Source organism: Campylobacter bilis, assembly GCF_016806695.1.
In the GTDB taxonomy this organism is placed as follows: domain Bacteria; phylum Campylobacterota; class Campylobacteria; order Campylobacterales; family Campylobacteraceae; genus Campylobacter_D; species Campylobacter_D bilis.
The window spans coordinates 83,318-107,345 of record NZ_WUED01000001.1 but is presented as its reverse complement, the minus strand read 5'-3'; the positions used below and the strand labels follow the sequence as shown (position 1 = coordinate 107,345).

General features: G+C 30.6%; 33 protein-coding genes. 28 read left to right on the top strand and 5 right to left on the bottom strand.

Annotated elements, in window-relative coordinates:
- Window positions 1-9 precede the first annotated feature (9 nt).
- From lpoB to ybeY, 28 genes are all read left to right on the top strand, one after another.
- A complete protein-coding gene (gene lpoB, locus GRQ01_RS00650) occupies window positions 10-633 on the top strand; it encodes a penicillin-binding protein activator LpoB (RefSeq protein ID WP_158333928.1) in 624 nt (207 codons plus the stop codon).
- Between the two features lie 190 nt (window positions 634-823).
- On the top strand, window positions 824-1,132 hold the full coding sequence (gene rplU / locus GRQ01_RS00645) for a 50S ribosomal protein L21 (RefSeq protein WP_158333927.1): 309 nt from the start codon (window positions 824-826) through the stop codon (window positions 1,130-1,132).
- A 10-nt stretch (window positions 1,133-1,142) separates the two neighbouring features.
- Window positions 1,143-1,397: a 50S ribosomal protein L27 gene (gene rpmA / locus GRQ01_RS00640; RefSeq protein WP_158333926.1), complete on the top strand. Its 255-nt coding sequence runs from the start codon at window positions 1,143-1,145 to the stop codon at window positions 1,395-1,397.
- 97 nt (window positions 1,398-1,494) lie between these two features.
- Window positions 1,495-2,550: a GTPase ObgE gene (obgE, locus tag GRQ01_RS00635; RefSeq protein WP_158333925.1), complete on the top strand. Its 1,056-nt coding sequence runs from the start codon at window positions 1,495-1,497 to the stop codon at window positions 2,548-2,550.
- 63 nt (window positions 2,551-2,613) lie between these two features.
- Complete coding sequence (fmt, locus tag GRQ01_RS00630) at window positions 2,614-3,531, top strand: methionyl-tRNA formyltransferase (RefSeq protein WP_158333924.1); 918 nt, start codon at window positions 2,614-2,616, stop codon at window positions 3,529-3,531.
- On the top strand, window positions 3,512-4,147 hold the full coding sequence (locus GRQ01_RS00625) for a biotin--[acetyl-CoA-carboxylase] ligase (RefSeq protein ID WP_158333923.1): 636 nt from the start codon (window positions 3,512-3,514) through the stop codon (window positions 4,145-4,147). Before fmt ends, GRQ01_RS00625 begins: the two co-directional genes overlap by 20 nt.
- Window positions 4,144-4,929, top strand: a complete 786-nt coding sequence (locus GRQ01_RS00620; RefSeq protein WP_158333922.1) for a ParA family protein — start codon at window positions 4,144-4,146, stop codon at window positions 4,927-4,929. Before GRQ01_RS00625 ends, GRQ01_RS00620 begins: the two co-directional genes overlap by 4 nt.
- Window positions 4,930-4,933: 4 nt before the next feature.
- Window positions 4,934-5,770, top strand: a complete 837-nt coding sequence (locus GRQ01_RS00615; protein WP_158333921.1) for a ParB/RepB/Spo0J family partition protein — start codon at window positions 4,934-4,936, stop codon at window positions 5,768-5,770.
- Between the two features lie 61 nt (window positions 5,771-5,831).
- The gene (locus tag GRQ01_RS00610; protein ID WP_158333920.1) at window positions 5,832-6,257 is read left to right on the top strand and encodes a FoF1 ATP synthase subunit B'; all 426 of its coding nucleotides are present in this window, start codon (window positions 5,832-5,834) and stop codon (window positions 6,255-6,257) included.
- An 8-nt stretch (window positions 6,258-6,265) separates the two neighbouring features.
- A complete protein-coding gene (locus GRQ01_RS00605) occupies window positions 6,266-6,778 on the top strand; it encodes a F0F1 ATP synthase subunit B (protein WP_158333919.1) in 513 nt (170 codons plus the stop codon).
- A gap of 4 nt (window positions 6,779-6,782) precedes the next feature.
- Window positions 6,783-7,304 (top strand): F0F1 ATP synthase subunit delta, encoded by a 522-nt coding sequence (locus GRQ01_RS00600; RefSeq protein ID WP_158333918.1) that lies wholly within the window; start codon window positions 6,783-6,785, stop codon window positions 7,302-7,304.
- A 13-nt stretch (window positions 7,305-7,317) separates the two neighbouring features.
- Window positions 7,318-8,823 carry a F0F1 ATP synthase subunit alpha gene (atpA, locus tag GRQ01_RS00595; RefSeq protein ID WP_158333917.1) on the top strand — a complete coding sequence of 502 codons (1,506 nt, stop codon included), beginning with the start codon at window positions 7,318-7,320 and terminating at the stop codon, window positions 8,821-8,823.
- 8 nt (window positions 8,824-8,831) lie between these two features.
- Window positions 8,832-9,716, top strand: coding sequence for an ATP synthase F1 subunit gamma (gene atpG / locus GRQ01_RS00590; protein WP_158333916.1), 885 nt, complete (start codon window positions 8,832-8,834; stop codon window positions 9,714-9,716).
- A 24-nt stretch (window positions 9,717-9,740) separates the two neighbouring features.
- Window positions 9,741-11,138 carry a F0F1 ATP synthase subunit beta gene (gene atpD / locus GRQ01_RS00585; protein WP_158333915.1) on the top strand — a complete coding sequence of 466 codons (1,398 nt, stop codon included), beginning with the start codon at window positions 9,741-9,743 and terminating at the stop codon, window positions 11,136-11,138.
- A 3-nt stretch (window positions 11,139-11,141) separates the two neighbouring features.
- On the top strand, window positions 11,142-11,531 hold the full coding sequence (gene atpC, locus GRQ01_RS00580) for an ATP synthase F1 subunit epsilon (RefSeq protein ID WP_158333914.1): 390 nt from the start codon (window positions 11,142-11,144) through the stop codon (window positions 11,529-11,531).
- Complete coding sequence (locus GRQ01_RS00575) at window positions 11,531-12,085, top strand: MotA/TolQ/ExbB proton channel family protein (protein WP_158333913.1); 555 nt, start codon at window positions 11,531-11,533, stop codon at window positions 12,083-12,085. The genes atpC and GRQ01_RS00575 overlap by 1 nt, the downstream gene beginning before the upstream one ends.
- 12 nt (window positions 12,086-12,097) lie before the next feature.
- A complete protein-coding gene (locus GRQ01_RS00570; protein WP_158333912.1) occupies window positions 12,098-12,487 on the top strand; it encodes an ExbD/TolR family protein in 390 nt (129 codons plus the stop codon).
- A 2-nt stretch (window positions 12,488-12,489) separates the two neighbouring features.
- A complete protein-coding gene (locus tag GRQ01_RS00565) occupies window positions 12,490-13,275 on the top strand; it encodes a TonB C-terminal domain-containing protein (protein WP_158333911.1) in 786 nt (261 codons plus the stop codon).
- Window positions 13,272-14,480: a Tol-Pal system protein TolB gene (gene tolB, locus GRQ01_RS00560; RefSeq protein WP_158333910.1), complete on the top strand. Its 1,209-nt coding sequence runs from the start codon at window positions 13,272-13,274 to the stop codon at window positions 14,478-14,480. The genes GRQ01_RS00565 and tolB overlap by 4 nt, the downstream gene beginning before the upstream one ends.
- Window positions 14,481-14,557: 77 nt before the next feature.
- Window positions 14,558-15,055, top strand: coding sequence for a peptidoglycan-associated lipoprotein Pal (gene pal / locus GRQ01_RS00555; RefSeq protein WP_158333909.1), 498 nt, complete (start codon window positions 14,558-14,560; stop codon window positions 15,053-15,055).
- Window positions 15,056-15,058: 3 nt separating this feature from the next.
- Window positions 15,059-15,997, top strand: coding sequence for a tetratricopeptide repeat protein (locus tag GRQ01_RS00550; protein WP_158333908.1), 939 nt, complete (start codon window positions 15,059-15,061; stop codon window positions 15,995-15,997).
- Window positions 15,998-16,011: 14 nt separating this feature from the next.
- Window positions 16,012-16,560, top strand: coding sequence for an FKBP-type peptidyl-prolyl cis-trans isomerase (locus GRQ01_RS00545; RefSeq protein WP_158333907.1), 549 nt, complete (start codon window positions 16,012-16,014; stop codon window positions 16,558-16,560).
- Window positions 16,560-17,483, top strand: a complete 924-nt coding sequence (gene fabD, locus GRQ01_RS00540) for an ACP S-malonyltransferase (RefSeq protein WP_158333967.1) — start codon at window positions 16,560-16,562, stop codon at window positions 17,481-17,483. The genes GRQ01_RS00545 and fabD overlap by 1 nt, the downstream gene beginning before the upstream one ends.
- Window positions 17,477-18,166: a 5'-methylthioadenosine/adenosylhomocysteine nucleosidase gene (locus GRQ01_RS00535; protein WP_203121109.1), complete on the top strand. Its 690-nt coding sequence runs from the start codon at window positions 17,477-17,479 to the stop codon at window positions 18,164-18,166. The genes fabD and GRQ01_RS00535 overlap by 7 nt, the downstream gene beginning before the upstream one ends.
- Window positions 18,163-18,918 carry a PP-loop family protein gene (locus tag GRQ01_RS00530; protein WP_158333905.1) on the top strand — a complete coding sequence of 252 codons (756 nt, stop codon included), beginning with the start codon at window positions 18,163-18,165 and terminating at the stop codon, window positions 18,916-18,918. Before GRQ01_RS00535 ends, GRQ01_RS00530 begins: the two co-directional genes overlap by 4 nt.
- A gap of 3 nt (window positions 18,919-18,921) precedes the next feature.
- On the top strand, window positions 18,922-19,443 hold the full coding sequence (locus GRQ01_RS00525) for a cysteine hydrolase family protein (RefSeq protein WP_158333904.1): 522 nt from the start codon (window positions 18,922-18,924) through the stop codon (window positions 19,441-19,443).
- Window positions 19,443-20,057, top strand: coding sequence for a recombination protein RecO (recO, locus tag GRQ01_RS00520; protein ID WP_158333903.1), 615 nt, complete (start codon window positions 19,443-19,445; stop codon window positions 20,055-20,057). The genes GRQ01_RS00525 and recO overlap by 1 nt, the downstream gene beginning before the upstream one ends.
- Window positions 20,054-20,458, top strand: coding sequence for an rRNA maturation RNase YbeY (gene ybeY / locus GRQ01_RS00515; protein ID WP_203121091.1), 405 nt, complete (start codon window positions 20,054-20,056; stop codon window positions 20,456-20,458). Before recO ends, ybeY begins: the two co-directional genes overlap by 4 nt.
- An 11-nt stretch (window positions 20,459-20,469) precedes the next feature.
- Here ybeY and GRQ01_RS00510 read toward each other — a convergent pair whose 3' ends face one another.
- Genes GRQ01_RS00510 through accD form a run of 5 tightly spaced genes read right to left on the bottom strand, consistent with a single transcriptional unit; the run spans window position 20,470 to window position 24,024 of the window.
- A complete protein-coding gene (locus tag GRQ01_RS00510) occupies window positions 20,470-21,387 on the bottom strand; it encodes a tRNA dihydrouridine synthase (protein ID WP_158333902.1) in 918 nt (305 codons plus the stop codon).
- A complete protein-coding gene (locus tag GRQ01_RS00505; RefSeq protein ID WP_158333901.1) occupies window positions 21,384-22,367 on the bottom strand; it encodes a hypothetical protein in 984 nt (327 codons plus the stop codon). The genes GRQ01_RS00510 and GRQ01_RS00505 overlap by 4 nt, the downstream gene beginning before the upstream one ends.
- A complete protein-coding gene (dksA, locus tag GRQ01_RS00500) occupies window positions 22,357-22,719 on the bottom strand; it encodes an RNA polymerase-binding protein DksA (protein WP_158333900.1) in 363 nt (120 codons plus the stop codon). Before dksA ends, GRQ01_RS00505 begins: the two co-directional genes overlap by 11 nt.
- Before the next feature lie 11 nt (window positions 22,720-22,730).
- Window positions 22,731-23,180 carry a 23S rRNA (pseudouridine(1915)-N(3))-methyltransferase RlmH gene (locus tag GRQ01_RS00495; RefSeq protein WP_158333899.1) on the bottom strand — a complete coding sequence of 150 codons (450 nt, stop codon included), beginning with the start codon at window positions 23,178-23,180 and terminating at the stop codon, window positions 22,731-22,733.
- A 1-nt stretch (window position 23,181) separates the two neighbouring features.
- Complete coding sequence (accD, locus tag GRQ01_RS00490) at window positions 23,182-24,024, bottom strand: acetyl-CoA carboxylase, carboxyltransferase subunit beta (protein WP_158333898.1); 843 nt, start codon at window positions 24,022-24,024, stop codon at window positions 23,182-23,184.
- Between the last annotated feature and the right edge of the window lie 4 nt (window positions 24,025-24,028).

The following is a 24,028-nucleotide window of genomic DNA, read 5'->3' as shown; positions in this document are numbered from 1 at the left end:
AGATAGATCATGAAAATAGTAAAAATTTTAGGCGTAATGTTTATAGGAAGTTTGTTTTTATCCGGTTGTACACAAACTATATATACAGATGGAAAAGCTACTCAAGTAAAAAAGGGTGATGCTTTAAGTTTAGGGCTTGATAGAGAAGATTTTGAAAATACAGCGCAAACTATGATAATGAGTATGCTTAGTGATGAAGCGTTTGCAAATATTAAGCCAGGCACAAGAAAGGTTCTTGCTATGGGTAGGATTGTAAATGATACCCCACAAAGAATTGATACTGATAAACTTACTGCTAAAATTACTTCAGCTTTAAGAAAATCGGGAAAATTTATTCTAACTTCAGCAGTTGCTGCAGGAGGTGCGATTGATAGTATGAGTGAAGATGTGAGAAAATTAAGGGATAATGATGAATTTGATCAAAAAACTATTGCTAAAAAAGGCACACTTATTTCTCCTGATTTCTCGCTTACAGGTAAAATAAGGCAAGATAATGTAAAACTTAGCAATGGTAAGATTCAAGTTGAGTATTTCTTTTTATTAAGACTTACAGATTTAAATTCGGGTTTGGTTTATTGGGAAGATGAACAAACTATTGATAAAACAGGATCTAGCAAGTCAGTAACCTGGTGATTTTTAGAAAGTGAAATTGAGTTATTTATACGGTCAATGAAGTATTGATATTAAAAATTTTAAATCTTTTCTTAAATTCATTAAAAATTAAAGAAAAATTCTATAAAATAAAAGTTTTATTAAACCATTAAAGCTTTCAAATCCCTATGTGGTGCTTTATGGTACTACCAAAATTATTTAAGGAAAAGCAATGTATGCTATTATCAAATACGGTTCAAAGCAATACAAAGTAAGTGTAGGTGATGAATTAAAACTTGATCGCTTTGAAGCTCAAAGTAAAGCAAGTATTGAAGTAAGTCAAGTGCTTGCTATCAATGATAAAGAATTAAAGGTAGGTGCGCCTTTTGTAGTAGGTGCAAAAGTTGTTTTAGAAGTGATTAACCACGGAAAAGATAAAAAAGTTGTGATTTATAAAAAAAGACGCAGAAAAGACTCTAAACTCAAACGAGGTTTTAGAAGACAATTTACTCGTGTCGTAGTAAAAGATATCAAAGCTTAAGGAGTAAACAATGGCACACAAGAAAGGTCAAGGATCAACTCAAAATAATCGTGACTCTATAGGTCGTCGTTTAGGTGTTAAAAAATTTGGTGGTGAGTTTGTTAGAGCTGGCAACATCATCATTCGTCAAAGAGGCACTGCAACTCATGCAGGTAATAATGTAGGCATGGGAAAAGACCATACTCTTTTTGCACTTATTGACGGTTTTGTAAAATTCGAAAGAAAAGATAAAGAGAGAAAAAAAGTTTCTGTTTACCCTGCATAAATTCCAAAGATGCCAAAAAGCATTTTTGGAATTTTATTAATTTGACTTCTTTATATTCTAATTTTAGTTTTATAATTTAAACTTAAAGGCGATCAAAATGTTTATTGATAGCGTTGAAATTACTTTAGCTTCAGGTGATGGTGGTAAAGGTGCTGTAAGTTTTCGCCGTGAAAAACATGTCCCTTTAGGAGGCCCTGATGGTGGCGATGGTGGAAATGGCGGGGATGTTATCTTTGTTTGTGATAATAATATGCATACGCTTGTCAATTTTAAAGGCAAAAAACTATTGCACGCTAAAAATGGTGCTAATGGAATGGGTCGTAATAAAAATGGTAAAAAAGGTGAAAATTTAGAACTTATTGTGCCTGAAGGAACGCAAGTTATTGATGCGCAAAGCCACGAGGTTTTACTTGATCTTACTCAGCAAGGTCAAAGGGAGCTTTTTTTAAAAGGTGGTAAAGGAGGTCTTGGCAATACGCATTTTAAACACTCTACAAATCAACGTCCTGATTATGCACAAAGCGGTATTAAAGGTCAAAGCCGTCTAGTAAAACTTGAGTTAAAACTCATTGCTGATGTAGGACTTGTGGGTTTTCCAAATGTAGGAAAGTCTACGCTTATTAGTGTGCTTTCAAATGCTAAGCCTGAAATTGCAAATTATGAATTTACCACTCTTACTCCAAAACTTGGACTTGTTGATGGGGATGAGTATAATTCTTTTATAATGGCAGATATTCCAGGGATTATTAAAGGAGCTAGTTTAGGTAAGGGCTTAGGGCTTACTTTTTTAAAGCATATAGAAAGGACAAGCTTTTTGCTTTTTGTGCTTGATCCTATGAGGGAAATGTCTTTAAAAGATCAATTTATTATTTTAAGAAAAGAGCTTGAACAATTTTCAACTCAACTTGTCAAACGTAGATTAGGTATTATGATTTCAAAAAGTGATAGTGTGAATTTAGGTCAAGATTATGCCAAGCAAATGGCTTTAAATTTAAATGAGTTAGAAGATTATCTTAAGCAAAATAATAATCCCCAAAGCTTTTTCATCAAGGTTTCAAGTCTTGAAAGAACAGGGCTTAAAGAGCTTAAATTCAAGCTTTTAGAAGAGATTAAGGCTTTAAGGGATTCTTGCAAAAACAGAGTTTTAGTGTGAGATGTTTAAAATAAAAGTTACGATGGCTATTTAATCATCTTTTAATTTATATAAAGTGAAAAAATGAAAAAAATTATTTTTATGGGAACTCCATTTTATGCAACTTGTATTTTAAAAGCGCTTATAGAAAATAATAATTTTGAACTTTTAGCACTTTTTACCCAGCCTGATAAAGCTGTAGGTAGGAAACAAATTCTAACTCCAAGCCATACTAAACTTTTTTTAAGTCAAAACTATCCTAATATTCCTATCTTTACTCCTTTTTCTTTAAAAGATGAGAATATTATAGAACGAATTCGAGAATTTCAACCCGATTTTATTGTGGTAGCTGCTTATGGCAAAATTTTACCTAAAGCTATTTTAGATATTGCTCCTTGTGTGAATTTGCATGCTTCTTTGCTTCCAAAATATCGTGGTGCTAGCCCTATTCAAAGTGCGATTTTAAATAACGATGAAAAAAGCGGGGTTTGTAGTATGCTAATGCAAGAGGGTTTGGATGCAGGTGATATTCTTGAGAGTGTAGAATGTGATATAAAAGATAAAAATTCCACAGAAGTTTTTGAACTTTTAGCACATTTGGCTGCTAAACTTATACTTTCTACTCTTTTAAATTTTGATAAGATCACTCCTAAAAGACAAGATCCCGACTTAGTCACATTTTGCACTAAGATTAAAAAAGAAGATGGGCTTGTAAATTTAGAAAACGCAAGAGAACTTTATCAAAAATATTTGGCTTTTATGCCTTGGCCTGGAGTGTTTTTACAAAGTGGTTTGAAATTTTTAGAACTTGAACTTGTGGATGAGTTTAAACAAAATGCTAAAATGGGTGAAATTTTAAAACTTGAAAAAGAGAGTTTTTTGCTTTCTTGTAAACAAGGAATTTTACGCGTTAAAAAGCTTCAAGAAAGTGGAAAAAAAATTCTTGATGGTAGGACTTATTTAAACGGTAAAAGACTTAAAAATGAAGATTGTTTGTGTTAAGAGTATAGAGTCTACTCATGTTTTTTTATGTGATCAAATTCGTAGTGGTAAAATTGAGAGCAATTTTGCCATCTATGCTTTAGAGCAAACCAATGGAGTTGGAAGTAGAGAAAATTCTTGGCAGGGTTTAAAAGGGAATTTGCATTTGTCTTTTTGTATTGAAAAAAGAGATTTGCCCAAAGATTTGCCTTTAGTTTCTGCGAGTATTTATTTTGCTTATTTGTTTAAAGAGATTTTACAAGAAAAAGGTTCTAAAATTTGGGTTAAATGGCCTAATGATTTGTATTTAGATGATAAAAAAGCAGGCGGAATTATAAGCGCTAAAATTTCTAATTTTATTATAGTAGGTTTAGGTTTTAATCTTGAATTTGCACCTAAAAATGCGGCTTTCTGTGATATAAAAATCCCGCTTGATGATTTAGTATGTGAGTTTTTAGAAAAAGTAGAAAAAAAAATTTCATGGAAGAATATTTTTAGCAAGTATATGTTAGAATTTGAAAAATCAAGAAAATTTAGTGTCCATTATGAAGGTAGAGTTTTTTCACTTGGAGATTCTTTTTTATATAAGGATGGTTCAATTTTATTAGGCGATAAAAGGGTGTATAGTTTAAGATGAGTGAAATTATTACAATAGCTAATCAAAAAGGGGGGGTTGGCAAAACAACAACAGCTGTAAATTTAGCAGCTTCTTTAGCGGTAGCGGAAAAAAAAGTGCTTTTAATTGATGTAGATCCTCAAGCAAATGCTACCACAGGACTTGGTTTTAATCGTAATAATTACGAGTATAATATTTATCATGTTTTTATAGGAAGAAAAAAGCTTTCTGATATTATTTTAAAAACAGAATTACCACAGCTTCATTTAGCACCTTCAAATATAGGTCTTGTAGGTATAGAACAAGAACTTGCTAAGGGCGAAAATAATGAAAAAAAAATGCTGCTTAAAAATCAAATCCAAGAAGTGCTTGATGATTATGATTTTATTATCATTGATTCTCCACCTGCTCTTGGTAGTATTACAATCAATGCATTTGCAGCAAGCGATAGCGTTATTATCCCTATACAGTGTGAATTTTATGCACTTGAAGGGGTGGCCATGGTTTTAAATACTATTAAAATAATCAAAAAAACTCTCAATCCTAAACTTAGAGTTCGTGGATTTTTACCAACGATGTATAGTTCGCAAAATAATTTATCTAAAGATGTGGTAGATGATTTAAAACAAAATTTTAAAAAACAATTATTTACTATCAATGGTAATGAAGATGATTTTATTGTTATTCCTCGTAATGTGAAGCTTGCTGAAAGCCCAAGTTTTGGTAAGCCTATCATACTTTATGATATTAAATCCCCTGGGTCTTTAGCCTATCAAAATTTGGCATATTCTATATTAGGATAATTTAATGGGATTAAATAAGGATAGAGGCTTAAGCACTTTAATTAGTGATATGGATACTGTTTATAGTAAGGAATTGGGTTTTGATAAAAATCAAAGCATTATGATACGAATTGATAAAATTTTTCCCAATCCTTTCCAACCAAGAAAAAATTTTGATAAGGAAGCTTTAGAAGAACTTGCCAATTCTATTAAAGAATTTGGACTGATACAACCTATTATTGTATTTAAGAAAAAAGATCAGTTTGTTTTAGTTGCTGGAGAACGTCGTTTAAGAGCGATGAAATTATTAGAAGAAAAAGAAATTTTAGCTTTTATTGCTGATATTGATGAGAGTAAACTAAGAGAATTAGCCCTTATAGAGAATATACAAAGAGAAAATTTAAATCCCATAGAGCTTGCTAATTCTTATAAAGATTTGATGCAAGTTTATAAAATCACTCAAGAAAATTTAGCAGAACTTATCCATAAATCCCGTACTCAAATAACAAATACTTTAAGGCTTTTAAATTTAGATGCTAAGACTCAAGAATTGATTGCTTTGGGTAAAATTTCTCAAGGTCATGCCAAGGTTTTAGTAGGTTTAAATAAAAAGCATGAAAAGATGTTAGTTGATAGTATAATAGGTCAAAAGCTTAATGTTAGAGACACTGAAAAAATAGTTAAAAAAATAAAAAATAATGGTGATTTTACTGATGAAGAATTTGATAATGAAATAAAAAAATTAAAACAAATATTAAATCGTTTGGGCTTTAATTGTAAAAATAAACATGGTGATTTTATAATTTATTTGGAAAATATTGATAAAATTAGGCAATTAACCCAAATCCTTGGAAAGCTTTAACCAAAATCTTAGTTTTTCTATGATAGAATAGATCTTCAAAAATTTTCTAGTAAGGAGAATTATGTTTGAAGATATGCATTCTTCTATAATGCTTGCGACTATGGCTATTTTTTTAGCTATGATAGTTATTTTAAATAGCATGTTGTATAAGCCTCTTTTGAAATTTATGGATGAAAGAAATGATTCTATAAGAAATGATGAAAATAAGGTAAAAGAAAATTCTCAAGAGGCCTTAGGTGTCAATGATCAATTAGAAGCGATCCATGCTAACACTAAAGAAGAAATTTATAAAATTAAACAAGCTGCTATAACTATTGCTAAAGAAGAAGCAGAACAAATTATTAAAAGCAAAAAAGAAGAGTTAGAAAAAAAAATGGCCAGTTTTTATGTAGAATTAGCTGCCCAAAAGCAGGAATTAAAAGAACATTTACAAATGCATTTGCCAGAACTTAAGAAAGTTTTAAAAAGTAGTATAAAGAAAATTTAAGGAGAAAGATGAGAAAGTTAAATTATATCGTATTATTACTTCCTTTGTATGCTTTTAGTGCGTCTAATGGTAATGGTGAATACGATATTGTCTCAAGAACTATTAATTTTTTAATTTTTATAGCTATATTGTATTATTTTGCAGCTACTCCATTTAAAAATTTTTATAAAAATCGTATCTTGAAAATTTCTTTTAAACTTGATGAAATCCAAAAAAAACTTTTAGAAAGCAAGGCTAAGAAATTAGACACAATGAAAAAGCTTGAAGAAGCTAAAGCCAATTCAGCAGCAGCTTTAGTTACAGCAAAAAAAGAAGCTGAGATTTTGGTTCAAAATATCAAAAAAGAGACTCAAGATGAGCTAGATTTACTTCAAAAACATTTTGAAGATCAAAAAAATTATGAATTAAGAAAAATGGAAAAAGAATTAGTATCAGATGTTTTAAAAGAAATTTTTATTGATCCTAACATGACATTAAAACAAAATGAAATTATAGAACTTATGATGAAAAAGGTATCTTAAAAATATGGAAAGTATGATTGCGACAAGATATGCAAAAGCCATAATCTCAAGGGCAGATATAGATGAATTTTATCAAAATTTATGTATTTTAAATTCCGCTTTTGCTTTGCCAAAATTTAGAAATATTATAGAGTCCACTCAGGTTAAAAAAGAAAAAAAAATAGAATTTCTTAATTCTTTTTTTGAAACAAAAAATTCTAATTTTCAAAATTTTTTAAAACTTTTAGTCGAAAATTCAAGATTAAGCTGCATTCCGCATATTATTAAAGAGCTTCAAAGACAAAAAGCTTTTAAAGAGAATATTTTTGAAGGTATTATTTATTCTAAAGAAAAATTAGATCCAAAAGATCTTGCAGATCTTCAAGTAAAACTCAATAAAAAGTTTAATGCAAATATTAAATTAAATAATAAAACAAACCAAGATGATAGTGTCAAAATAGAATTAGAAGAATTAGGTTATGAACTTTCTTTTTCCATGAAAGCTCTTCAAAATAAATTGAATGAATATATATTGAAAATTATCTAAGGAGAAAAAGTAAATGAAATTTAAAGCTGATGAAATCAGTTCGATAATTAAAGAAAGAATTGAAAATTTTGATTTAAGTCTTGAAATCGAAGAAACGGGAAAGATTATTTCTGTAGCTGATGGTGTTGCTAAAGTTTATGGTCTTAAAAATATTATGGCCGGTGAAATGGTAGAATTTGATAATGGCGATAAAGGTATGGCTTTAAATCTCGAAGAGTCAAGTGTGGGTGTGGTTATACTAGGAAAAGGTGAAGGTTTAAAAGAAGGCACTTCTGTAAAAAGACTTAAAAAACTACTCAAAGTTCCAGTAGGAGAATCTTTAATTGGTCGTGTGGTGAATGCTTTGGGTGAGCCTATTGATGCTAAAGGTACTATTAATGCCAATGAGTATCGTTATGTTGAAGAAAAAGCAAAAGGAATTATGGCTAGAAAAAGTGTTCATGAACCTTTATATACAGGTATAAAAGCTATTGATGCGCTTGTGCCTATTGGCCGTGGTCAAAGAGAACTTATTATTGGTGATAGACAAACAGGAAAAACAACTGTTGCTATAGATACTATCATTTCTCAAAGGGGTCAAGGAGTGATTTGTATATATGTTGCAATAGGACAAAAGCAAAGCACAGTAGCACAGGTTGTCAAAAGACTTGAAGAACATGGAGCTATGGAATATACTATTGTTGTAAATGCGGGTGCTTCAGATCCTGCTCCTTTACAGTATTTAGCTCCTTATACAGGTGTGACTATGGGTGAGTTTTTTAGGGATAATTCTAAACATGCTTTGATTGTTTATGATGATTTAAGTAAACATGCTGTAGCTTATCGTGAAATGTCTTTAATTTTACGTCGTCCTCCAGGTCGTGAAGCTTATCCAGGTGATGTTTTTTATCTTCATTCAAGGCTTTTAGAAAGAGCGAGTAAATTAAATGATGAATTAGGATCAGGTTCATTAACAGCTTTGCCAATCATTGAAACACAAGCAGGAGATGTTTCTGCTTATATTCCAACTAATGTTATTTCTATTACAGATGGACAAATTTTCTTAGAAACTGATTTATTTAATTCTGGTATTCGTCCTGCTATTAATGTTGGTTTGTCTGTATCACGTGTTGGTGGTGCGGCACAAATTAAAGCTACTAAACAGGTTTCAGGAACTTTAAGACTTGATCTTGCACAATATAGAGAACTTCAGGCTTTTGCACAGTTTGCAAGCGATTTAGATGAAGCAAGCAGAAAGCAGCTTGAACGGGGTCAAAGAATGGTTGAACTTTTAAAACAAGCCCCTTATTCTCCTCTTAGCATTGAAAAACAAGTGGTTTTAATTTTTGCTGGAACTAAAGGTTTCTTAGATGATGTTGAACTTTCCAAGATTAAAGAATTTGAAGAAGGAATTTATCCTTTTATTGAAGCAAAGTACCCAGATATTTTTGATCAAATTCGTTCTAAAAAAGCTTTAGATTCTGAATTAGAAGAAAAATTAGCTAAAACCATTAATGAGTTTAAAGCAAATCATTTATAAGGTCTTTTATGTCTAATTTAAAAGAAATTAAAAGAAAAATTAAAAGTGTCCATAACACGCAAAAAACAACTAATGCTATGAAATTAGTCTCTACTGCTAAACTTAAAAAAGCAGAAGAGGCAGCTAAGAGATCTAGAATTTATGCCCAAAAAATCGATGAAATTTTAAATGAAATTTCATTTCAAATTAATAAAATTATCCACAATCAAAACGATGCAAGATTGACTTTATTCCATAAAAAAGAACAAATTAAAACTGTGGATTTGATATTTATTACTGCTGATAAAGGCTTGTGCGGTGGTTTTAATATTAAAACTTTAAAAACAATTACTGAATTATTAAAAGAGTATGAAGCAAAAAACATTACTGTACGTCTTAGAGCTATAGGTAAAAGTGGGATTGAATATTTTAATTTCCAAAAAATAGAATTATTAGAAAAATATTTCCATCTTAGTTCTAATCCAGATTATGAAAAAGCATGTGAAATTATCCATGCTGCTGTGGAGGATTTTTTAAATGCTAATACAGATGAGGTTATTTTAATACACAATGGTTATAAAAATATGATAACTCAAGAACTTAAAATCAATCATCTTATTCCCGTTGAACCAAAAAGTATTGAAAAGATTCATAATTCTCTTTTAGAGTTAGAACCTGAGGGAAGTGAGGTTTTGCAAGATTTAATGAAAACATATTTGGAATATAATATGTATTATGCTTTAATTGATTCTTTAGCCGCAGAACATAGTGCTAGGATGCAAGCTATGGACAATGCTACTAATAATGCTAAAGCAAGAGTTAAACAATTGAATTTAGCTTATAATAAAGCAAGACAAGAATCCATTACCACTGAACTTATTGAAATTATTAGTGGTGTTGAGTCGATGAAATAGTAAATTTTAAGGAGAAGATAAATAATGCAAGGGTTTATTTCACAAGTATTAGGTCCAGTCGTTGATGTAGATTTTAATGACTATTTACCTCAAATTAATGAAGCAATTGTTGTCAATTTTGAAAGTGAAGGAAAAAAACGTAAACTTGTTTTGGAAGTAGCAGCACATTTAGGAGATAATAGGGTTAGAACTATTGCTATGGATATGACAGAGGGTTTAGTAAGAGGTTTAAAAGCCGAGGCTTTAGGTGAAGCTATTAGTGTGCCTGTTGGTAAACAGGTTTTAGGAAGGATTTTTAATGTTACGGGTGATTTAATCGATGAGGGTGAAGAAATCACTTTTGATAAAAAATGGGCTATTCATAGAGATCCACCAGCTTTTGAAGATCAGAGTACAAAAAGTGAAATTTTTGAAACAGGGATCAAAGTTGTAGATTTGCTTGCTCCTTATGCTAAAGGAGGAAAAGTAGGGCTTTTTGGGGGTGCAGGTGTAGGTAAGACTGTTATTATTATGGAGCTTATTCATAATGTTGCGTTTAAACATAGTGGGTATTCAGTATTTGCTGGTGTTGGTGAAAGAACGCGCGAAGGAAATGATCTTTATAATGAAATGAAAGAAAGTAATGTTTTAGATAAAGTTGCTTTGTGTTATGGTCAAATGAATGAACCACCAGGAGCAAGAAATCGTATTGCCCTAACAGGTCTTACTATGGCAGAATATTTTAGAGATGAAATGGGTCTTGATGTGTTAATGTTCATTGACAATATTTTTAGATTTTCTCAATCTGGTTCTGAAATGTCAGCACTTTTAGGACGTATTCCTTCGGCTGTAGGTTATCAACCTACCTTAGCGAGTGAGATGGGTAAATTCCAAGAAAGAATTACTTCGACTAAGAAAGGATCTATCACTTCAGTTCAAGCCGTTTATGTTCCAGCTGATGATTTAACCGATCCTGCTCCTGCAACTGTTTTTGCACATTTAGATGCTACAACAGTTTTAAATAGATCTATTGCTGAAAAAGGCATTTATCCTGCAGTTGATCCACTTGATTCTACCTCAAGAATGCTTGATCCAAATATTATTGGTGAAGAGCACTATAAAGTAGCACGTGGTGTTCAATCAGTGCTTCAAAAATACAAAGATCTTCAAGATATTATTGCTATTTTAGGTATGGATGAGCTAAGTGAAGAAGATAAAATTGTAGTAGAAAGAGCAAGAAAAATAGAAAAATTCCTCTCACAACCTTTCTTTGTTGCTGAAGTTTTTACAGGCAGTCCAGGTAAATATATCACTCTTGAAGATACTATAGCCGGTTTTAAAGGGATTTTAGAAGGTAAATATGATCATTTACCAGAAAATGCTTTTTACATGGTAGGAAATATAGAAGAAGCTATTGCAAAAGCTGATAAATTAAAAGGCTAATCAATGAATGATTTGATTAATTTCGAGTTAATTACACCTATGGGTATGATTTATCAAGGAGAAGTAAAATCTGTAACTTTACCCGGTAGTGAAGGAGAATTTGGTGTACTTAAGGGGCATGCTGCTTTGGTTTCTTCTTTGAAATCAGGAGTGATTGATATTGAAAAAGCCGATTTAAATCATGAATTAATAGCCATTGATGCGGGGCATGCTAAGGTAGATGAAGATAAAATTTGTGTTTTAGCTAAGGGTGCGGTTTGTATTTGTGGAGATGATGAAAGCGAGATAGAAAAAAATCTTATGCAAGCAAAGGATTTGATTAAGTCTATGAGTTCTGATAGTGTAGCTTTAGCAGCAACTTTTTCAAAATTTGATAATATAAAGGCACATTAATGAATTTTGAAGCTGTATTTCATTTTTTCAATGGTTCAAGTGCTATTACTTACATAGTTTTATTATGGCTTTCTTTATATTTTATTTTGACTTTTAGTGTTTTATTTGCTAGGTCGACTTATTTGGCAGCTTGGAAAAGTAGAGAAAAGGAAAGCTTACAAGCTTTGCATTTAGGAGAGAAGGATTTAAGTCGTACAGATTCTATTTTAAGCAAATGTAGTGATATTACCCCATCGCATTTAGAAATTTATAGGAATTTAGCAAGTCGTCGTGCTTCTGTAGGGCTTACTTGGTTAAGTATTATTGCTTCTACTTCGCCTTTTATAGGGCTTTTTGGGACAATTATTGCTATACTTGAAACTTTTGGCGGATTAGGAACGCAAAATTCTTTAAGTATTATTGCACCTAAAATTAGTGAGGCTTTGGTTGCAACAGCTTGCGGTATTTTAGTAGCCATACCTGCTTATACTTTTCATCTTATTATCAAAAGAAAAGCCTTTGAACTTTTAAGCATTATTGATAGTGAGATTAAAGTTTTAAATTCTCAAAAATAAAAGGCTTAAACTATGCCATTTGATGATGAAAAGCCCGAGTTAAATATCACACCTTTGGTGGATATTATGCTTGTTTTACTCGCTATTTTGATGGTAACTGCTCCAAGTATTACTTATGAAGAAAAGGTTAATCTCCCACAAGGGAGTCAAAAAAATTCTAGTGCACCCACTGTTAAAAGCTTAATCATTACTATCAATGCAAAAAAAGAAATTTTTTTAAATCAAGAAAAATATGATTTTGTAAGTTTTGCTGATAATCTTGCTCAAAAAAAAGCGTATTTTAATACCGAAAATCCAGTTTTTATACGTGCTGATAAAAGCTTAAAATATGATGATGTAATTTCAGTTTTAAGAAGTGTAAAAAATCTAGGATTTACTAAAGTCGCTTTGCAAACTGAATAATCATGAAAAATTATGGTCTGAGTAATTTTAATTCGTTTTTACTTGCTTTGGCAATTTATCTTTGTGTGGTGGTTTTTGTTTTTTTTAAACTTGTGCATGAGTCTGAATTAGCAACCCAATATACAGATATTAAAGACAGTTTTATAGATATTGAACTTGCTGATTTTTCAAAACCAAGTCCAAAAAACACTTCCAAACATATGCAAAAATCATCACAACAAGTTGATATAGAAAAGCTTTTTGCTCAAACTACAAATAAAGCGGTTAAAACTGAAAATATAGATCAAAAAGCAAGTGATTTTAATGAACTTTTTGGAAATATTAAGCAAATGCAAGAAGAAAAAACAACAAAAATTCAATCAAGTGCTAAATCAGATTCTTTAAATTCTTTAAAACCTCAAGCATCTGAACTCGTTAAACAACTCAATGATAGTTTACTTGAAGAAGAAAGTTTAATACAAGGTGAGAGTATTAAGGTTCAAAAAAAAGGGATTTATGATGAATTTTTAGGTAAGGTTGTGCGTATCATTACTCAAAGATGGAGTCAGTATTATCCTAGTAGCGATAAAATTTCTGTTAAGGTAAGAATTTTTATTGATGAAAATGGAAATTTTGGTTATACTTCAGTTGAAAAAAGTGGTAATCCTTTATATGATGCTAAAGTGGCTGAATTTTTAGAAAATCAAAAAGGTAAATTTATTGCTTATCCTCCGCAAAATAAAAATATAAATATTATAATGAATTTAAAAGATGAAGTAAAAGTTAAAAACGATGAGGAGAAAAAATGAAAAGAAAATTTGTAATTTTTTTGGTCTTTTTAGGAAGTCTTTGGGCAGAAGATCCTATTATTGATATTGTTAATTCTGGTGCAATTTTACCAAAAATTATTGTTAAAGATAATTCTAATTTAAATGATGCAGATTTAAAGAAAAGTTTTTATAATATTATCGTTAATGATTTGAAAGTGAGTTCAAATTTCGAAATTGTTAGCGAGGGATTTGAAGCAAGTAATTATACTTTTGAATATACTTTAAATAAAAATGGCAATGATTTAAATTTAAATGTTAAAACTAAAGTTGGTTCTTCTTTAAAATCAGAGCAAAATTATACTTTAAGCGGCTTAGAGCAATATCCTTTTTTAGCACATAAAAGTGTTAAAGCTTTTGTAAATGTTTTAGGGCTTGCTCCTGTTGATTGGATGGATCATAAAATTCTTATTGCAAGGAATTCTAGTTCTAAGAAAAGTCAGATTATTATGGCTGATTATACTTTGACTTATCAAAAAATTATTGTTGATGGTGGGCTTAATTTATTCCCAAAATGGGGAAATAAAGAACAAACTTTATTTTATTATACAGCTTATGATCATGATAAACCTACCTTGTACCGTTATGATTTAAACGTTAATAAAGCAAGCAAGATTTTATCCAGTGGAGGTATGGTTGTAGCGAGTGATGTAAATGCAGATGGGACTAAATTGCTTGTTACTATGGCACCAAAAGATCAGCCTGATGTTTATTTGTATGATTTAAATTCTAAAGTTTTAACGCAGCTTACTACTTATTCTGGTATTGATGTCAATGGGAATTTTATTGGTTTAGATGATAGTAAGATAGTGTTTGTAAGTGATCGTTTGGGTTATCCTAATATTTTTATGAAAGATTTAAATAATGGCAGCATTGAGCAAGTTGTTTTTCATGGTAGGAATAATTCAGCAGTTTCTACTTATAAAGATTTTTTAGTTTATTCAAGTCGTGAACCTAATCAAGCAGGTGTGTTTAATATTTATTTAATGTCAATTCATAGTGATTATATACGTCAGTTAACCGCAAATGGAAAGAATTTATTTCCAAGATTTTCTAGTGATGGTGGGAGTATAGTATTTATTAAATACCTTGGTATGCAAAGTGCTTTAGGTGTTATTCGTGTTAATGCAAATAAGACTTTTTATTTCCCTCTTAAAGTTGGTAAAATTCAATCAATTGATTGGTAAAATTTCAATTTTAGGTAAAAATTAATTAAAATTAAGATATAATGTTAAAGAATTTATTAACTTTGAAAGGGTCATAAATGAAAAAAATTCTTTTTACTTCCATTACAGCTCTTGCGGTTGTTATTAGCGGTTGTAGTACGAAAAGTACTAGCGTAAGTAGCGATAGTAGTGTCGATTCTAATCGTGGTTCAGGTGGGATTGATGGATGGGATATTGATTCTAAAATTTCTCAGCTTAATGATACTTTAAATAAAGTATATTTTGATTTTGATAAATTTAATATTCGTTCTGATATGCAAAACACTATTAGTACAAATGCAGAAATTTTCAATACTGAAGTAAGTGGTGTTAATATTACTGTTGAAGGAAACTGTGATGAGTGGGGAACAGATGAATACAATCAAGCTTTAGGTTTAAAAAGAGCTAAAGCGGTAAAAGAAGCTTTGATTGCTAAAGGTGTAAGTGCTGATAGGATTGCAGTTAAAAGTTATGGAGAAACCAATCCTGTGTGTACAGAAAAAACTAAAGCTTGCGATGCACAAAATCGTCGTGCTGAATTTAAACTATCAAGATAATTAATGAAAAAAATATTTATAGTAGCCTTTTTAGGGGCTACTCTACTTTATGCTGAAAGTTCTGCTTTTGATGCAGGAGATCTAACAAGTAATTCTTCTTATGGCTTAACCTCAAATGAAAAGTTGTTTAAAGAAAAATTAGACAGTTTAAATGATCAAAGCATCCAAGTAGATGCAAGGATTAATGAAGTCAATCAAAGAGTTGAAGGCTTACAGAGTACTTTAGAGGGTATAAATTCCCAATATGCTAAATCAAATGCTAGATTAACTCAGCTTGAACAAAACAGTCAAAATGTCGAAAATAATCTCAGTGCAGAAATTCAAAAATTAAAAGCTTATGTTGAAGAAAGCAGAAAAATTCAAGAAGCTAACAATAAGCAAGTGAAAAAAATTTTAGCTGAACTTAGTTCTATAGTGGATGCTATTAATGCAAATAATATTCCTAAAAATGAGTCTAATGAGGGAAATTTAAGTATTTTAAATAATCCTTCTACTGTTGCTTTAACAACACAAGATAAAAATATTACTGTAGAAAATAATAGCACACAAGAAGATAAAATAAAGCAAATTGATGATTCTTGGAAAAAGAAACAAAATAATGAAATTTTAGAATTAGCAATAAAAGATGTTGATAAAGATGCTTTTGAAGATGCTAAAGCAAAATTCAATTTTCTTATACTAAAACAGTATAAGCCTGCAAGATCGCATTTTTGGCTAGGTGAAATAGAATATAAGAAAAAAAATTATAATAATGCAATAATTTATTATAAAAAAAGTTCTTCTTTAAGTACAAAGGGAGATTATTTTCCAAAGCTTTTATATCATACTGCTATTGCATTGGATAAATTAGGAGATATAAAAACGGCTAATGGTTTTTATAAAGCTTTAAAGAGTAATTATCCTAATTCACCTGAAGCAAAGGCTTCGCCAAATAGAAAATAAATCAAGGAGATAAAATGGCCATAGAAAAAAATAGTGTAGTTTCAATGTTTTATGAGTTAAAAAATGCAAATACCAATGAAATTTTAGAATCAAATCTTCATTCCCAGCCTATTTCTTTTATTTTGGGTAAAGGTCAAATTTTAGAAAGTTTAGAAGAAGAAGTAATGAAGCTTGATTGTCCAAGTAATGCTGATATTATAATTAAAAAAGAAAAAGCTTTAGGTGAGTATGATGAAAATGCTGTGCAGACTTTGCCAAAAGAGCAATTTGCAGGTATTGATTTAAAAATCGGTATGGAGCTTTTTGGTGAAGGTGAAAATGGCGAAAGTGTGCGTGTTACTGTAAAACAAATTGGTGAAAATGATGTGACTATAGATTATAATCATCCTTATGCAGGATGTGATTTGCTTTTTTCTTTAAATATTGTAGATGTTAGAGCAGCCAGTGAAGATGAAATTTTAACAGGTGTTATTGCGCAAGCTCATAGCTGTGGTTGTGCAAGTGGACATGAACATCATCATGGAAATGGTGGTTGTTGTGGCGGTGGATGCGCTTGTCACTAATGGATATTGCATTTATATTTCCAGGTCAAGGATCGCAAAGTCTTGGTATGGGAAAAGACTTTTATGAAAATTCTATAAAAGCTAAAGAACTTCTTCAAAACGCAAGCGATTTTTGTAAAATTGATTTCAAGCATTTACTTTTTAAACAAAATGATCAACTTAATGAAAGCCAATTTACCCAACCTGCTATTGTTTTAAATTCTTTAATGGCTTATAGTGTTTTATTGGAAAAAAAATCTGATTTAAATCCTAAGCTAGCTTTGGGGCATTCTTTGGGTGAATTTTGTGCTTTGGCTATTAATGGTGCTTTTGATTTTTTACAAGCCCTTTCTTTGGTTAATAAAAGAGGCTTATTTATGCAAGAAGATTGTGCTAGAATTCAAGCAGGTATGATGGTGATTTTAGGTCTTGATGATACTCTTGTAGAAGAACTTTGCCAAAAGGCTATAGAAGAAAATAAACAAATTTTTGCTGCAAATTATAATTGTGATGGACAAGTGGTTGTAGCGGGTTTAAAATCTGATTTAATCAATTATGAAAATGTTTTTAAAAACGCAGGCGCTAAAAGAGTTATGCTTTTAAATATGAGTGTAGCCAGTCATTGTCCGCTTTTAGAAAATGCTTCAAATAAGCTTTTTGCCGAGCTTGAAAAGGTATTAAAGCCGAATTTTAAAACCGTGTTGTCTAATGTCAATGCTAAAGCTTATACAAGTAAAGAAGAAGCCCTTGTTTTGCTAAAAGCACAGCTTATTTCACCTGTACTTTATAAACAAAGCATTAAAGCCTGTGAAAACGAACTTGATTGTTTTGTTGAATTTGGTGCTAATGTGCTTAAAGGTTTAAATAAAAAAATTACTTCAAAAGAAACTTATGCTTTGACAAATATGGATGATATTGATAAATTTTTAAAGGTTATATCATGAAAATAGCGATTTTAGGTGCCATGAGTGAGGAAATTACTCCTTTGCTTGAAATACTTAAAGATTATAAAAAAATAGAATATGCTAACAATACTTATTATTTTGCACACTATAAAAATCATGAACTTATTCTAGCATATTCTAAAATAGGTAAAGTGAACTCTGCTTTAAGTGCGAGTGTGATGATAGAAAAATTTGGTGCACAAGTTTTGCTTTTTACCGGTGTTGCAGGAGCATTTAATCCTGAGCTTGAAATTGGCGATTTATTGTATGCAAATGAATTAGTACAATACGATCTTGATATCACTGCTTTTGGTCATCCTTTGGGTTTTGTTCCGGGTAATGAAATTTTTATTAAGACTGATGAAAAATTAAATCATTGTGCTTTAGAAGTTGCTAAAGAATTAAATATTAAGCTTCGTGCAGGGATTATTGCAACGGGGGATGAATTTATTTGTGATGAAGTAAAAAAAGCAAAGATCAGAGAAATTTTTAATGCTGATGCTTGTGAAATGGAAGGTGCGAGTGTGGCTTTGGTATGTGATGCTTTAAAAGTGCCTTGTTTTATTTTAAGAGCAATGAGTGATAAAGCAGGAGAAAAAGCAGAATTTGATTTTGATGAATTTGTTAATAATTCTGCTAAAATTTCAGCCAATTTTGTCCTTAAAATGTGTGAGAAATTATGATAAATCTTAGTAAAAAACTCATACGGCAAGTAGCGCAAGCTAATGCTAAATTTGGCCTTATTAAAGATGGCGATCGTGTTTTATTAGGGCTTAGTGGAGGTAAGGATTCTTTAGCTTTAGCTCATCTTTTAAATCGTATGCAAGCGCATGTGCCTTTTAACTTCGAATTTGAGGCTGTAACTTTAAGCTATGGTATGGGGGAGGATTATTCTAAACTTCATGATCATTGTAAAGAACATGGTATTAAACACAGTGTGCTTGATTCTAATATTTATGAAATTTCAGCTGATACTATAAGAGAAAATTCGAGTTTTTGTAGTTATTTTTCAAGAATGCGTCGTGGGGCTTTATATACTTATGCACTTGAAAAAGGTTTTAATAAACTTGCTATAGCACATCATTTAGATGATGCTGCAGAAAGCTTTTTTATGAATTTTATTCATAATGGAGCTTTAAGGACTTTAACGCCTATTTATCAAAGTAAACGTGGTGTGAGTGTGATACGCCCTTTAATTTTCGTACGCGAAAGACAATTAAGAGATAATGCTATACAAAATAGACTGAGTGTTATAGGCAATGAGTTTTGTCCTGGTATGAGATTGAGTGAAAAAAATGTGAAATTTCCGCATGCAAGAGAAGAGATGAAACAAATTCTAAGCAATTTAGAGAAAGAATACCCTAAGCTTTTTACCAGCTTAAAAACCGCTTTTGCCAATTTACATATGGAGAGTTTTTGGTCGCAAAAGGCATAATATATGAAAAAAGCTTTTGTTTTAATAGATTATCAAAACGATTTTATCGATGGAAGTTTGGGCTTTGAAAAAGCTTTAAAAATCAAAAAAAATATTCTTGAAACTTTAAAAGATATTGATTTTAATACCACGCATTTGCTTTTTACTTTTGATACGCATGATGAGAATTACCTTCAAACTAAAGAGGGTTTAAATTTACCTATAAAGCACTGTATAAAAGGAAGTTTTGGTTGGTACATGCCTAAAGATTTTGAACCTTTTTTACAAAAAGCTTATAGGATTTTTTTAAAAGATACTTTTGGAAGTTTGGAATTGGCAAATTTTATACACAAAAGTTCTTATGAAGAGATCCATTTTGCAGGTTTGGTTTCTCATATTTGTGTATTTTGCAATATCATTTTAGCTTTTAGTGCTAAGCCAAACTCAAGAATTATCTTGCACCAAAATTTAAGTGCAAGTTTTGATGAAAAATTAGAAAAATCTGCTTTTGACATATTAAGAACTTATGGTATTGAAATACTTTAATGCAAGGTTTTATATTGCATACTCAAAAAGTTAAAGATGAGGATTTAATCGTTTATATTTTAAGTCCTAAAATGCTTATAAAAGCTTATCGTTTTTATGGGCTTAGACACTCTAGTATTTTAAGCGGTTATAAAATTGATTTTGCTTTAGAAGAAAATCCTAGTTTTTTGCCCAGACTTAAAGATGTTTTACATTTGGGTTTTTTATGGATCATGCAAAGGGAAAAAATGTTGCTTTGGCAAGAGTTCATCCGTCTTTTATATAAGCATTTAAAAGAAGTTGAAGAGCTTGATGATTTTTATTTTAAATTGCTTGAAGAATGCGTGAAAAGATTTGAAAAACAAAACCCAAAACGTGTGATTGTTGATGCTTATCTTAAAATTTTAGAATTTGAAGGAAGATTGCATAAAGAATTCATCTGTTTTGCTTGTGATGAAAAAATTCAAAATCATATTACTTTAGTGAGGGCTTTTTTGCCATCTCATTCTTATTGTGCTTTGGGTTTTGAATTCGCACAAGAGCGTTTGATGCAATTTTATACGAGTAAAAATTGTGCGGTTTTTAATGATGAAGAAATTCACAATTTATATCATTTGATTAAGGAGGGTTTGTGATATTAAGCGAGGAAAAATGCGATTTTTTAGAAGAAATAGCATGTTTTTTAAGTCCTAAGGATGTAGAGCTTGTTTTTGTTGATAATGAAGGCATGCAAAAGATTAATTTTGTTCAAAGAAAACAAGACAAAACTACAGATGTGCTTTCTTTTCCTTTAGAAAATGTCGGTAAGAATGTGCCTTTAGGTTCTATTGTGATTAATACAGATTTAGCAAAGCAAAAAGCAAAGGATTTAGGCCATAGTTATGAAGAAGAACTAAGCTTGCTTTTTATTCATGCTATGCTTCATTTATTGGGTTTTGATCATGAAACAGATAAAGGCGAAATGAGACAAAAAGAAAAAGAGCTTATAGAGCATTTTAACTTGCCTAAAAGCTTAATTATACGTACTTTAGGATAAAAACTATGGTTTTAAAAGAAAAGTTGTATTGTTTCTCTCATTTTTTGTACTGTAGTAATATGATTAATTTCATCTCTAAAAGCTGAAGCGTCTTTATATCCTTTAGAATATTCGTGCAAATGCTTGCGGAAAATACTTACACCTTGATCTTTATAATGCTTTATCATTTCATCAAAATGTGTGAGTATGATTTCTTTTTTTAAATTTTCATCCACTTTTTTACCACTTTTAATTTCATGAAAGATCCAAGGATTTCCAATGCTTGCACGTCCTATCATGAGTCCATCACATTGGGTGATATTATAAACTTCATTGGCATTTTGTGCGTTAATATCACCATTAGCAATGACAGGGATTTGTACACTTGCTTTAGCATTAGCTATAGATTCATAATCAGCCTTGCCGCTATAAAGTTGTTTTCTTGTGCGTCCATGGATACTTATGAAACCTACTCCTAAGCTTTGGCAAATTTGAGCTATTTTTTCAGGGTATTTTTCATTAAAACCAAGGCGGAATTTCACGCTTGTTAGACTTTTTTTATTATTTTCTTTAATCACACCTACAAGGGTTTTAAAAAGTTCTAAATTTTCTAGCAAAGCACTGCCTGCACATTGTTTAACAACTTTATTTACAGGACAGCCACAATTAAAATCAATGCCATCAATGAAAACCATTTCATTAAGAATATGCACGGCTTTTTTAATCACTTCTTTATCTGATCCTGCAATTTGAACTATATAAGGACTTTCTAATTGGGCACGTTTTAGCATATGTAAGGTTTTAGAGCTTTCATAAACTAGGGCATTTGAGCTTATCATTTCGCTTAAAGTTACATCCGCACCAAATTTTTTCACCACATTGCGAAAAGGCAGATCAGAAAATCCTGCCATAGGCGCTAAAAATAAAGGTTTTTTGCTAAAATCTATCATTGTATGAGTTGATTAAGATCTATTTTAATATTTTTTTCACGAAGTATTAAAAAAGCTTGAAATTCGTTAAATTTTTTATCATTGTGAATTTGTCCTCTTAACTCATCTAAGAGTCCTAATTCAGCTAAAAGATATAAATATGCTTTTAAAGCCTCGCTTTTTTCATTTTTAATTTTGCTAAAAATTCCTATAAGTGCATCAGGATTTAATAGCTTAGTACTTAGCTTTGCTATATTAAGATAATCTTCTTCGCTAAGCTTATTATAAGAGAGTAAAATCTCGTATTCTGCAGCATTTAATTCTAAATTTCCTTCTTTAAAACGTTTAATAAGAGTAAGGATATGACAAGGTTTTTTAGCGATTTTTATATTTTTAATCTGTTCGTAGTTCGCTTTTTGGATTAAGGTGTTAAAGGCGATTTCTTCATATTCGTCTTTGATTTCATCAAGGTTTTTGACTTTAGTGTAAGCATAGTTTATGTCGTTTTTAAGACGGTTTTTTTCGTTTTGTAAAAATAAGGCATTGTTGTTTTGAAGTTTGAATTTGCTAAGATTGAAATATTCATTTTTATTTAAACCATCAAGAAGATCTAAAATTTCATTGATTTTATTTAAATGAGGAATTTTTTCATGCGTTTTTAGAGTCTTAAAAAACTGAGCTATAGTTCGAAATTCTTTTGTTTGAAAAGTAGTTTTAAGATCCTTTTGAAGCAATAAATCTTGAGTATAGTTTTCAAATTTAGCTGCGTCTTTAAAAAAATGCTTTAGTTTTAAATAACGTAAAAAGCTATAAAATGTCATATGAAAAACACTCAAAATTGCATAAATACATAAAGGAATTATTAACCATATCATAACAGGAAGTTCAAAAGTCTTAGTATAGATGTTTAAAGTATAATAGCCTAGTTCTAAATACCAAGCAAAAGCGAAAATAAGCATTATATAGATGAAACTTGCAAATAAGAAGAGTTTAATTTTCATGTTTTTTTCCTTGTTCTGCAATTTGACGGCAAGTGATGCAATATTTTGCGTGTGGTTTGACTTTGAGCCTTTTAGTGTCGATTTCATCGTCACAAGCTTCACAAATGCCATAGTTGCCTTTTTTGATTTTTTCCAAAGAATTTTTAATTTCTAGAAGTTCTTCTTTAAGATTTGTGCTGATTGCAAAATCAATTTGTGAACCTGTTTCTATAACAGAAAAATCAACACTATCGCTTGGAACGCTATTGTGAAGAGCTTCTATTTCATTGGAATTACTTTGTAAATTTTCTATGATAGTTTTTTGTCTTTCTTCTAAGATATTTTTAAAATATTGTATTTCGTTTTTCTTCATTTTGAAACTTTCTATTTGTGATAAGGGTGATGATTATTAATACAAAAAGCACGATAAATTTGTTCTAAAAGTAATGCTTTTACAAATTGATGTGCTAAAGTAAGCTTGCTTAATGAAAACTTAAAGTCAAAACTACAACCAAATTCCTCACTCAAACCATAAGCACCACCTATAAAAAAACTTATTTCGTTTTTATCTTGAATTAATTTTGCAAATTCCTTACTTGTGAGATTTTTTCCTCTTTCATCAAGAACCATACAATAACCTTTTTTATAGGGAATAATAGCTTCTTCATAGCTTTTTTTTGCTTGCATGGGACCTAATTTTTGAGCGTGGGCTATTTTTTTATTAAAAATATTAAATTCTTTTAAAGTAGCGTATTTGCAAATGAGTTTAGAATATTTTTCATTTAGAGTACTAAATTCATCATTTTTTTGAATGCAAAAGATATTAACTTGCAAATTATTTTCCACTAAAAAAATTCAATACATCATAAAGATATTGTTTTTGTTCGCCTCTTTCAACTATAGCATCTATAAGTCCATGCTCTAGTAAAAATTCTGCTTTTTGAAAGCCTTCAGGCAAGTCTGATCCTATGGTTTGTTTAATAACTCTTGCCCCAGCAAATCCTACTAAAGCTTGAGGTTCAGCTATAATTAAATCTCCAAGCCAAGCAAAAGAAGCACTCACTCCTCCCATAGTAGGATCGGTTAAAACGCTAATATAAGGGAGTTTTTCTTTGCTTAAAAGCTTAAGTGCGGCACTAGTTTTACTCATTTGCATTAAAGAATAGGTGCTTTCTTGCATTCTAGCTCCACCACTTGCACTTACTATAATGAGAGGATTTTTGTTTGTGATAGATCTTTGTATGGCGCGTACAATCTTTTCGCCTTCAACCGATCCTAAAGAACCCCCCATAAATGAAAAATCAAATACGACAAGCTGAATTTTAAGGCCATTAATTGTGCATTCTCCGCTGATTACAGAACTTTTTCTACTTGTTTTACTTTCTCCTTCACTAAGGCGTTTTTTATAAGATTTGCTATCTACAAATTTTAAAGGATCAATGGCTTGTAAATTGGCATCATGTTCGATAAAACTCCCTTCATCGCTTAGAAGTTGAATGCGATCATTAGCTGAAATTCTCATGTGATAGTTGCATTTTGGACAAACATTAAAGCAAGCTTGTATTTCTTTATAATACATCAAAGCATGGCAGCTTTGGCATTTGACCCAGTGATTTGGAGCTTCTTTTGTGCTAGGTTGTTTTCTTCTTATCTTTGAAAAAATATCTGTAAAATTCATATCT

Bases quoted from the DNA above. Each gene is read 5' to 3' on its own strand.
- lpoB (WP_158333928.1), top strand. From the start codon at position 10: ATGAAAATAGTAAAAATTTTAGGCGTAATGTTTATAGGAAGTTTGTTT.
- rplU (WP_158333927.1), top strand. From the start codon at position 824: ATGTATGCTATTATCAAATACGGTTCAAAGCAATACAAAGTAAGTGTA.
- rpmA (WP_158333926.1), top strand. From the start codon at position 1,143: ATGGCACACAAGAAAGGTCAAGGATCAACTCAAAATAATCGTGACTCT.
- obgE (WP_158333925.1), top strand. From the start codon at position 1,495: ATGTTTATTGATAGCGTTGAAATTACTTTAGCTTCAGGTGATGGTGGT.
- fmt (WP_158333924.1), top strand. From the start codon at position 2,614: ATGAAAAAAATTATTTTTATGGGAACTCCATTTTATGCAACTTGTATT.
- GRQ01_RS00625 (WP_158333923.1), top strand. From the start codon at position 3,512: ATGAAGATTGTTTGTGTTAAGAGTATAGAGTCTACTCATGTTTTTTTA.
- GRQ01_RS00620 (WP_158333922.1), top strand. From the start codon at position 4,144: ATGAGTGAAATTATTACAATAGCTAATCAAAAAGGGGGGGTTGGCAAA.
- GRQ01_RS00615 (WP_158333921.1), top strand. From the start codon at position 4,934: ATGGGATTAAATAAGGATAGAGGCTTAAGCACTTTAATTAGTGATATG.
- GRQ01_RS00610 (WP_158333920.1), top strand. From the start codon at position 5,832: ATGTTTGAAGATATGCATTCTTCTATAATGCTTGCGACTATGGCTATT.
- GRQ01_RS00605 (WP_158333919.1), top strand. From the start codon at position 6,266: ATGAGAAAGTTAAATTATATCGTATTATTACTTCCTTTGTATGCTTTT.
- GRQ01_RS00600 (WP_158333918.1), top strand. From the start codon at position 6,783: ATGGAAAGTATGATTGCGACAAGATATGCAAAAGCCATAATCTCAAGG.
- atpA (WP_158333917.1), top strand. From the start codon at position 7,318: ATGAAATTTAAAGCTGATGAAATCAGTTCGATAATTAAAGAAAGAATT.
- atpG (WP_158333916.1), top strand. From the start codon at position 8,832: ATGTCTAATTTAAAAGAAATTAAAAGAAAAATTAAAAGTGTCCATAAC.
- atpD (WP_158333915.1), top strand. From the start codon at position 9,741: ATGCAAGGGTTTATTTCACAAGTATTAGGTCCAGTCGTTGATGTAGAT.
- atpC (WP_158333914.1), top strand. From the start codon at position 11,142: ATGAATGATTTGATTAATTTCGAGTTAATTACACCTATGGGTATGATT.
- GRQ01_RS00575 (WP_158333913.1), top strand. From the start codon at position 11,531: ATGAATTTTGAAGCTGTATTTCATTTTTTCAATGGTTCAAGTGCTATT.
- GRQ01_RS00570 (WP_158333912.1), top strand. From the start codon at position 12,098: ATGCCATTTGATGATGAAAAGCCCGAGTTAAATATCACACCTTTGGTG.
- GRQ01_RS00565 (WP_158333911.1), top strand. From the start codon at position 12,490: ATGAAAAATTATGGTCTGAGTAATTTTAATTCGTTTTTACTTGCTTTG.
- tolB (WP_158333910.1), top strand. From the start codon at position 13,272: ATGAAAAGAAAATTTGTAATTTTTTTGGTCTTTTTAGGAAGTCTTTGG.
- pal (WP_158333909.1), top strand. From the start codon at position 14,558: ATGAAAAAAATTCTTTTTACTTCCATTACAGCTCTTGCGGTTGTTATT.
- GRQ01_RS00550 (WP_158333908.1), top strand. From the start codon at position 15,059: ATGAAAAAAATATTTATAGTAGCCTTTTTAGGGGCTACTCTACTTTAT.
- GRQ01_RS00545 (WP_158333907.1), top strand. From the start codon at position 16,012: ATGGCCATAGAAAAAAATAGTGTAGTTTCAATGTTTTATGAGTTAAAA.
- fabD (WP_158333967.1), top strand. From the start codon at position 16,560: ATGGATATTGCATTTATATTTCCAGGTCAAGGATCGCAAAGTCTTGGT.
- GRQ01_RS00530 (WP_158333905.1), top strand. From the start codon at position 18,163: ATGATAAATCTTAGTAAAAAACTCATACGGCAAGTAGCGCAAGCTAAT.
- GRQ01_RS00525 (WP_158333904.1), top strand. From the start codon at position 18,922: ATGAAAAAAGCTTTTGTTTTAATAGATTATCAAAACGATTTTATCGAT.
- recO (WP_158333903.1), top strand. From the start codon at position 19,443: ATGCAAGGTTTTATATTGCATACTCAAAAAGTTAAAGATGAGGATTTA.
- GRQ01_RS00510 (WP_158333902.1), bottom strand. From the start codon at position 21,387: ATGATAGATTTTAGCAAAAAACCTTTATTTTTAGCGCCTATGGCAGGA.
- GRQ01_RS00505 (WP_158333901.1), bottom strand. From the start codon at position 22,367: ATGAAAATTAAACTCTTCTTATTTGCAAGTTTCATCTATATAATGCTT.
- dksA (WP_158333900.1), bottom strand. From the start codon at position 22,719: ATGAAGAAAAACGAAATACAATATTTTAAAAATATCTTAGAAGAAAGA.
- accD (WP_158333898.1), bottom strand. From the start codon at position 24,024: ATGAATTTTACAGATATTTTTTCAAAGATAAGAAGAAAACAACCTAGC.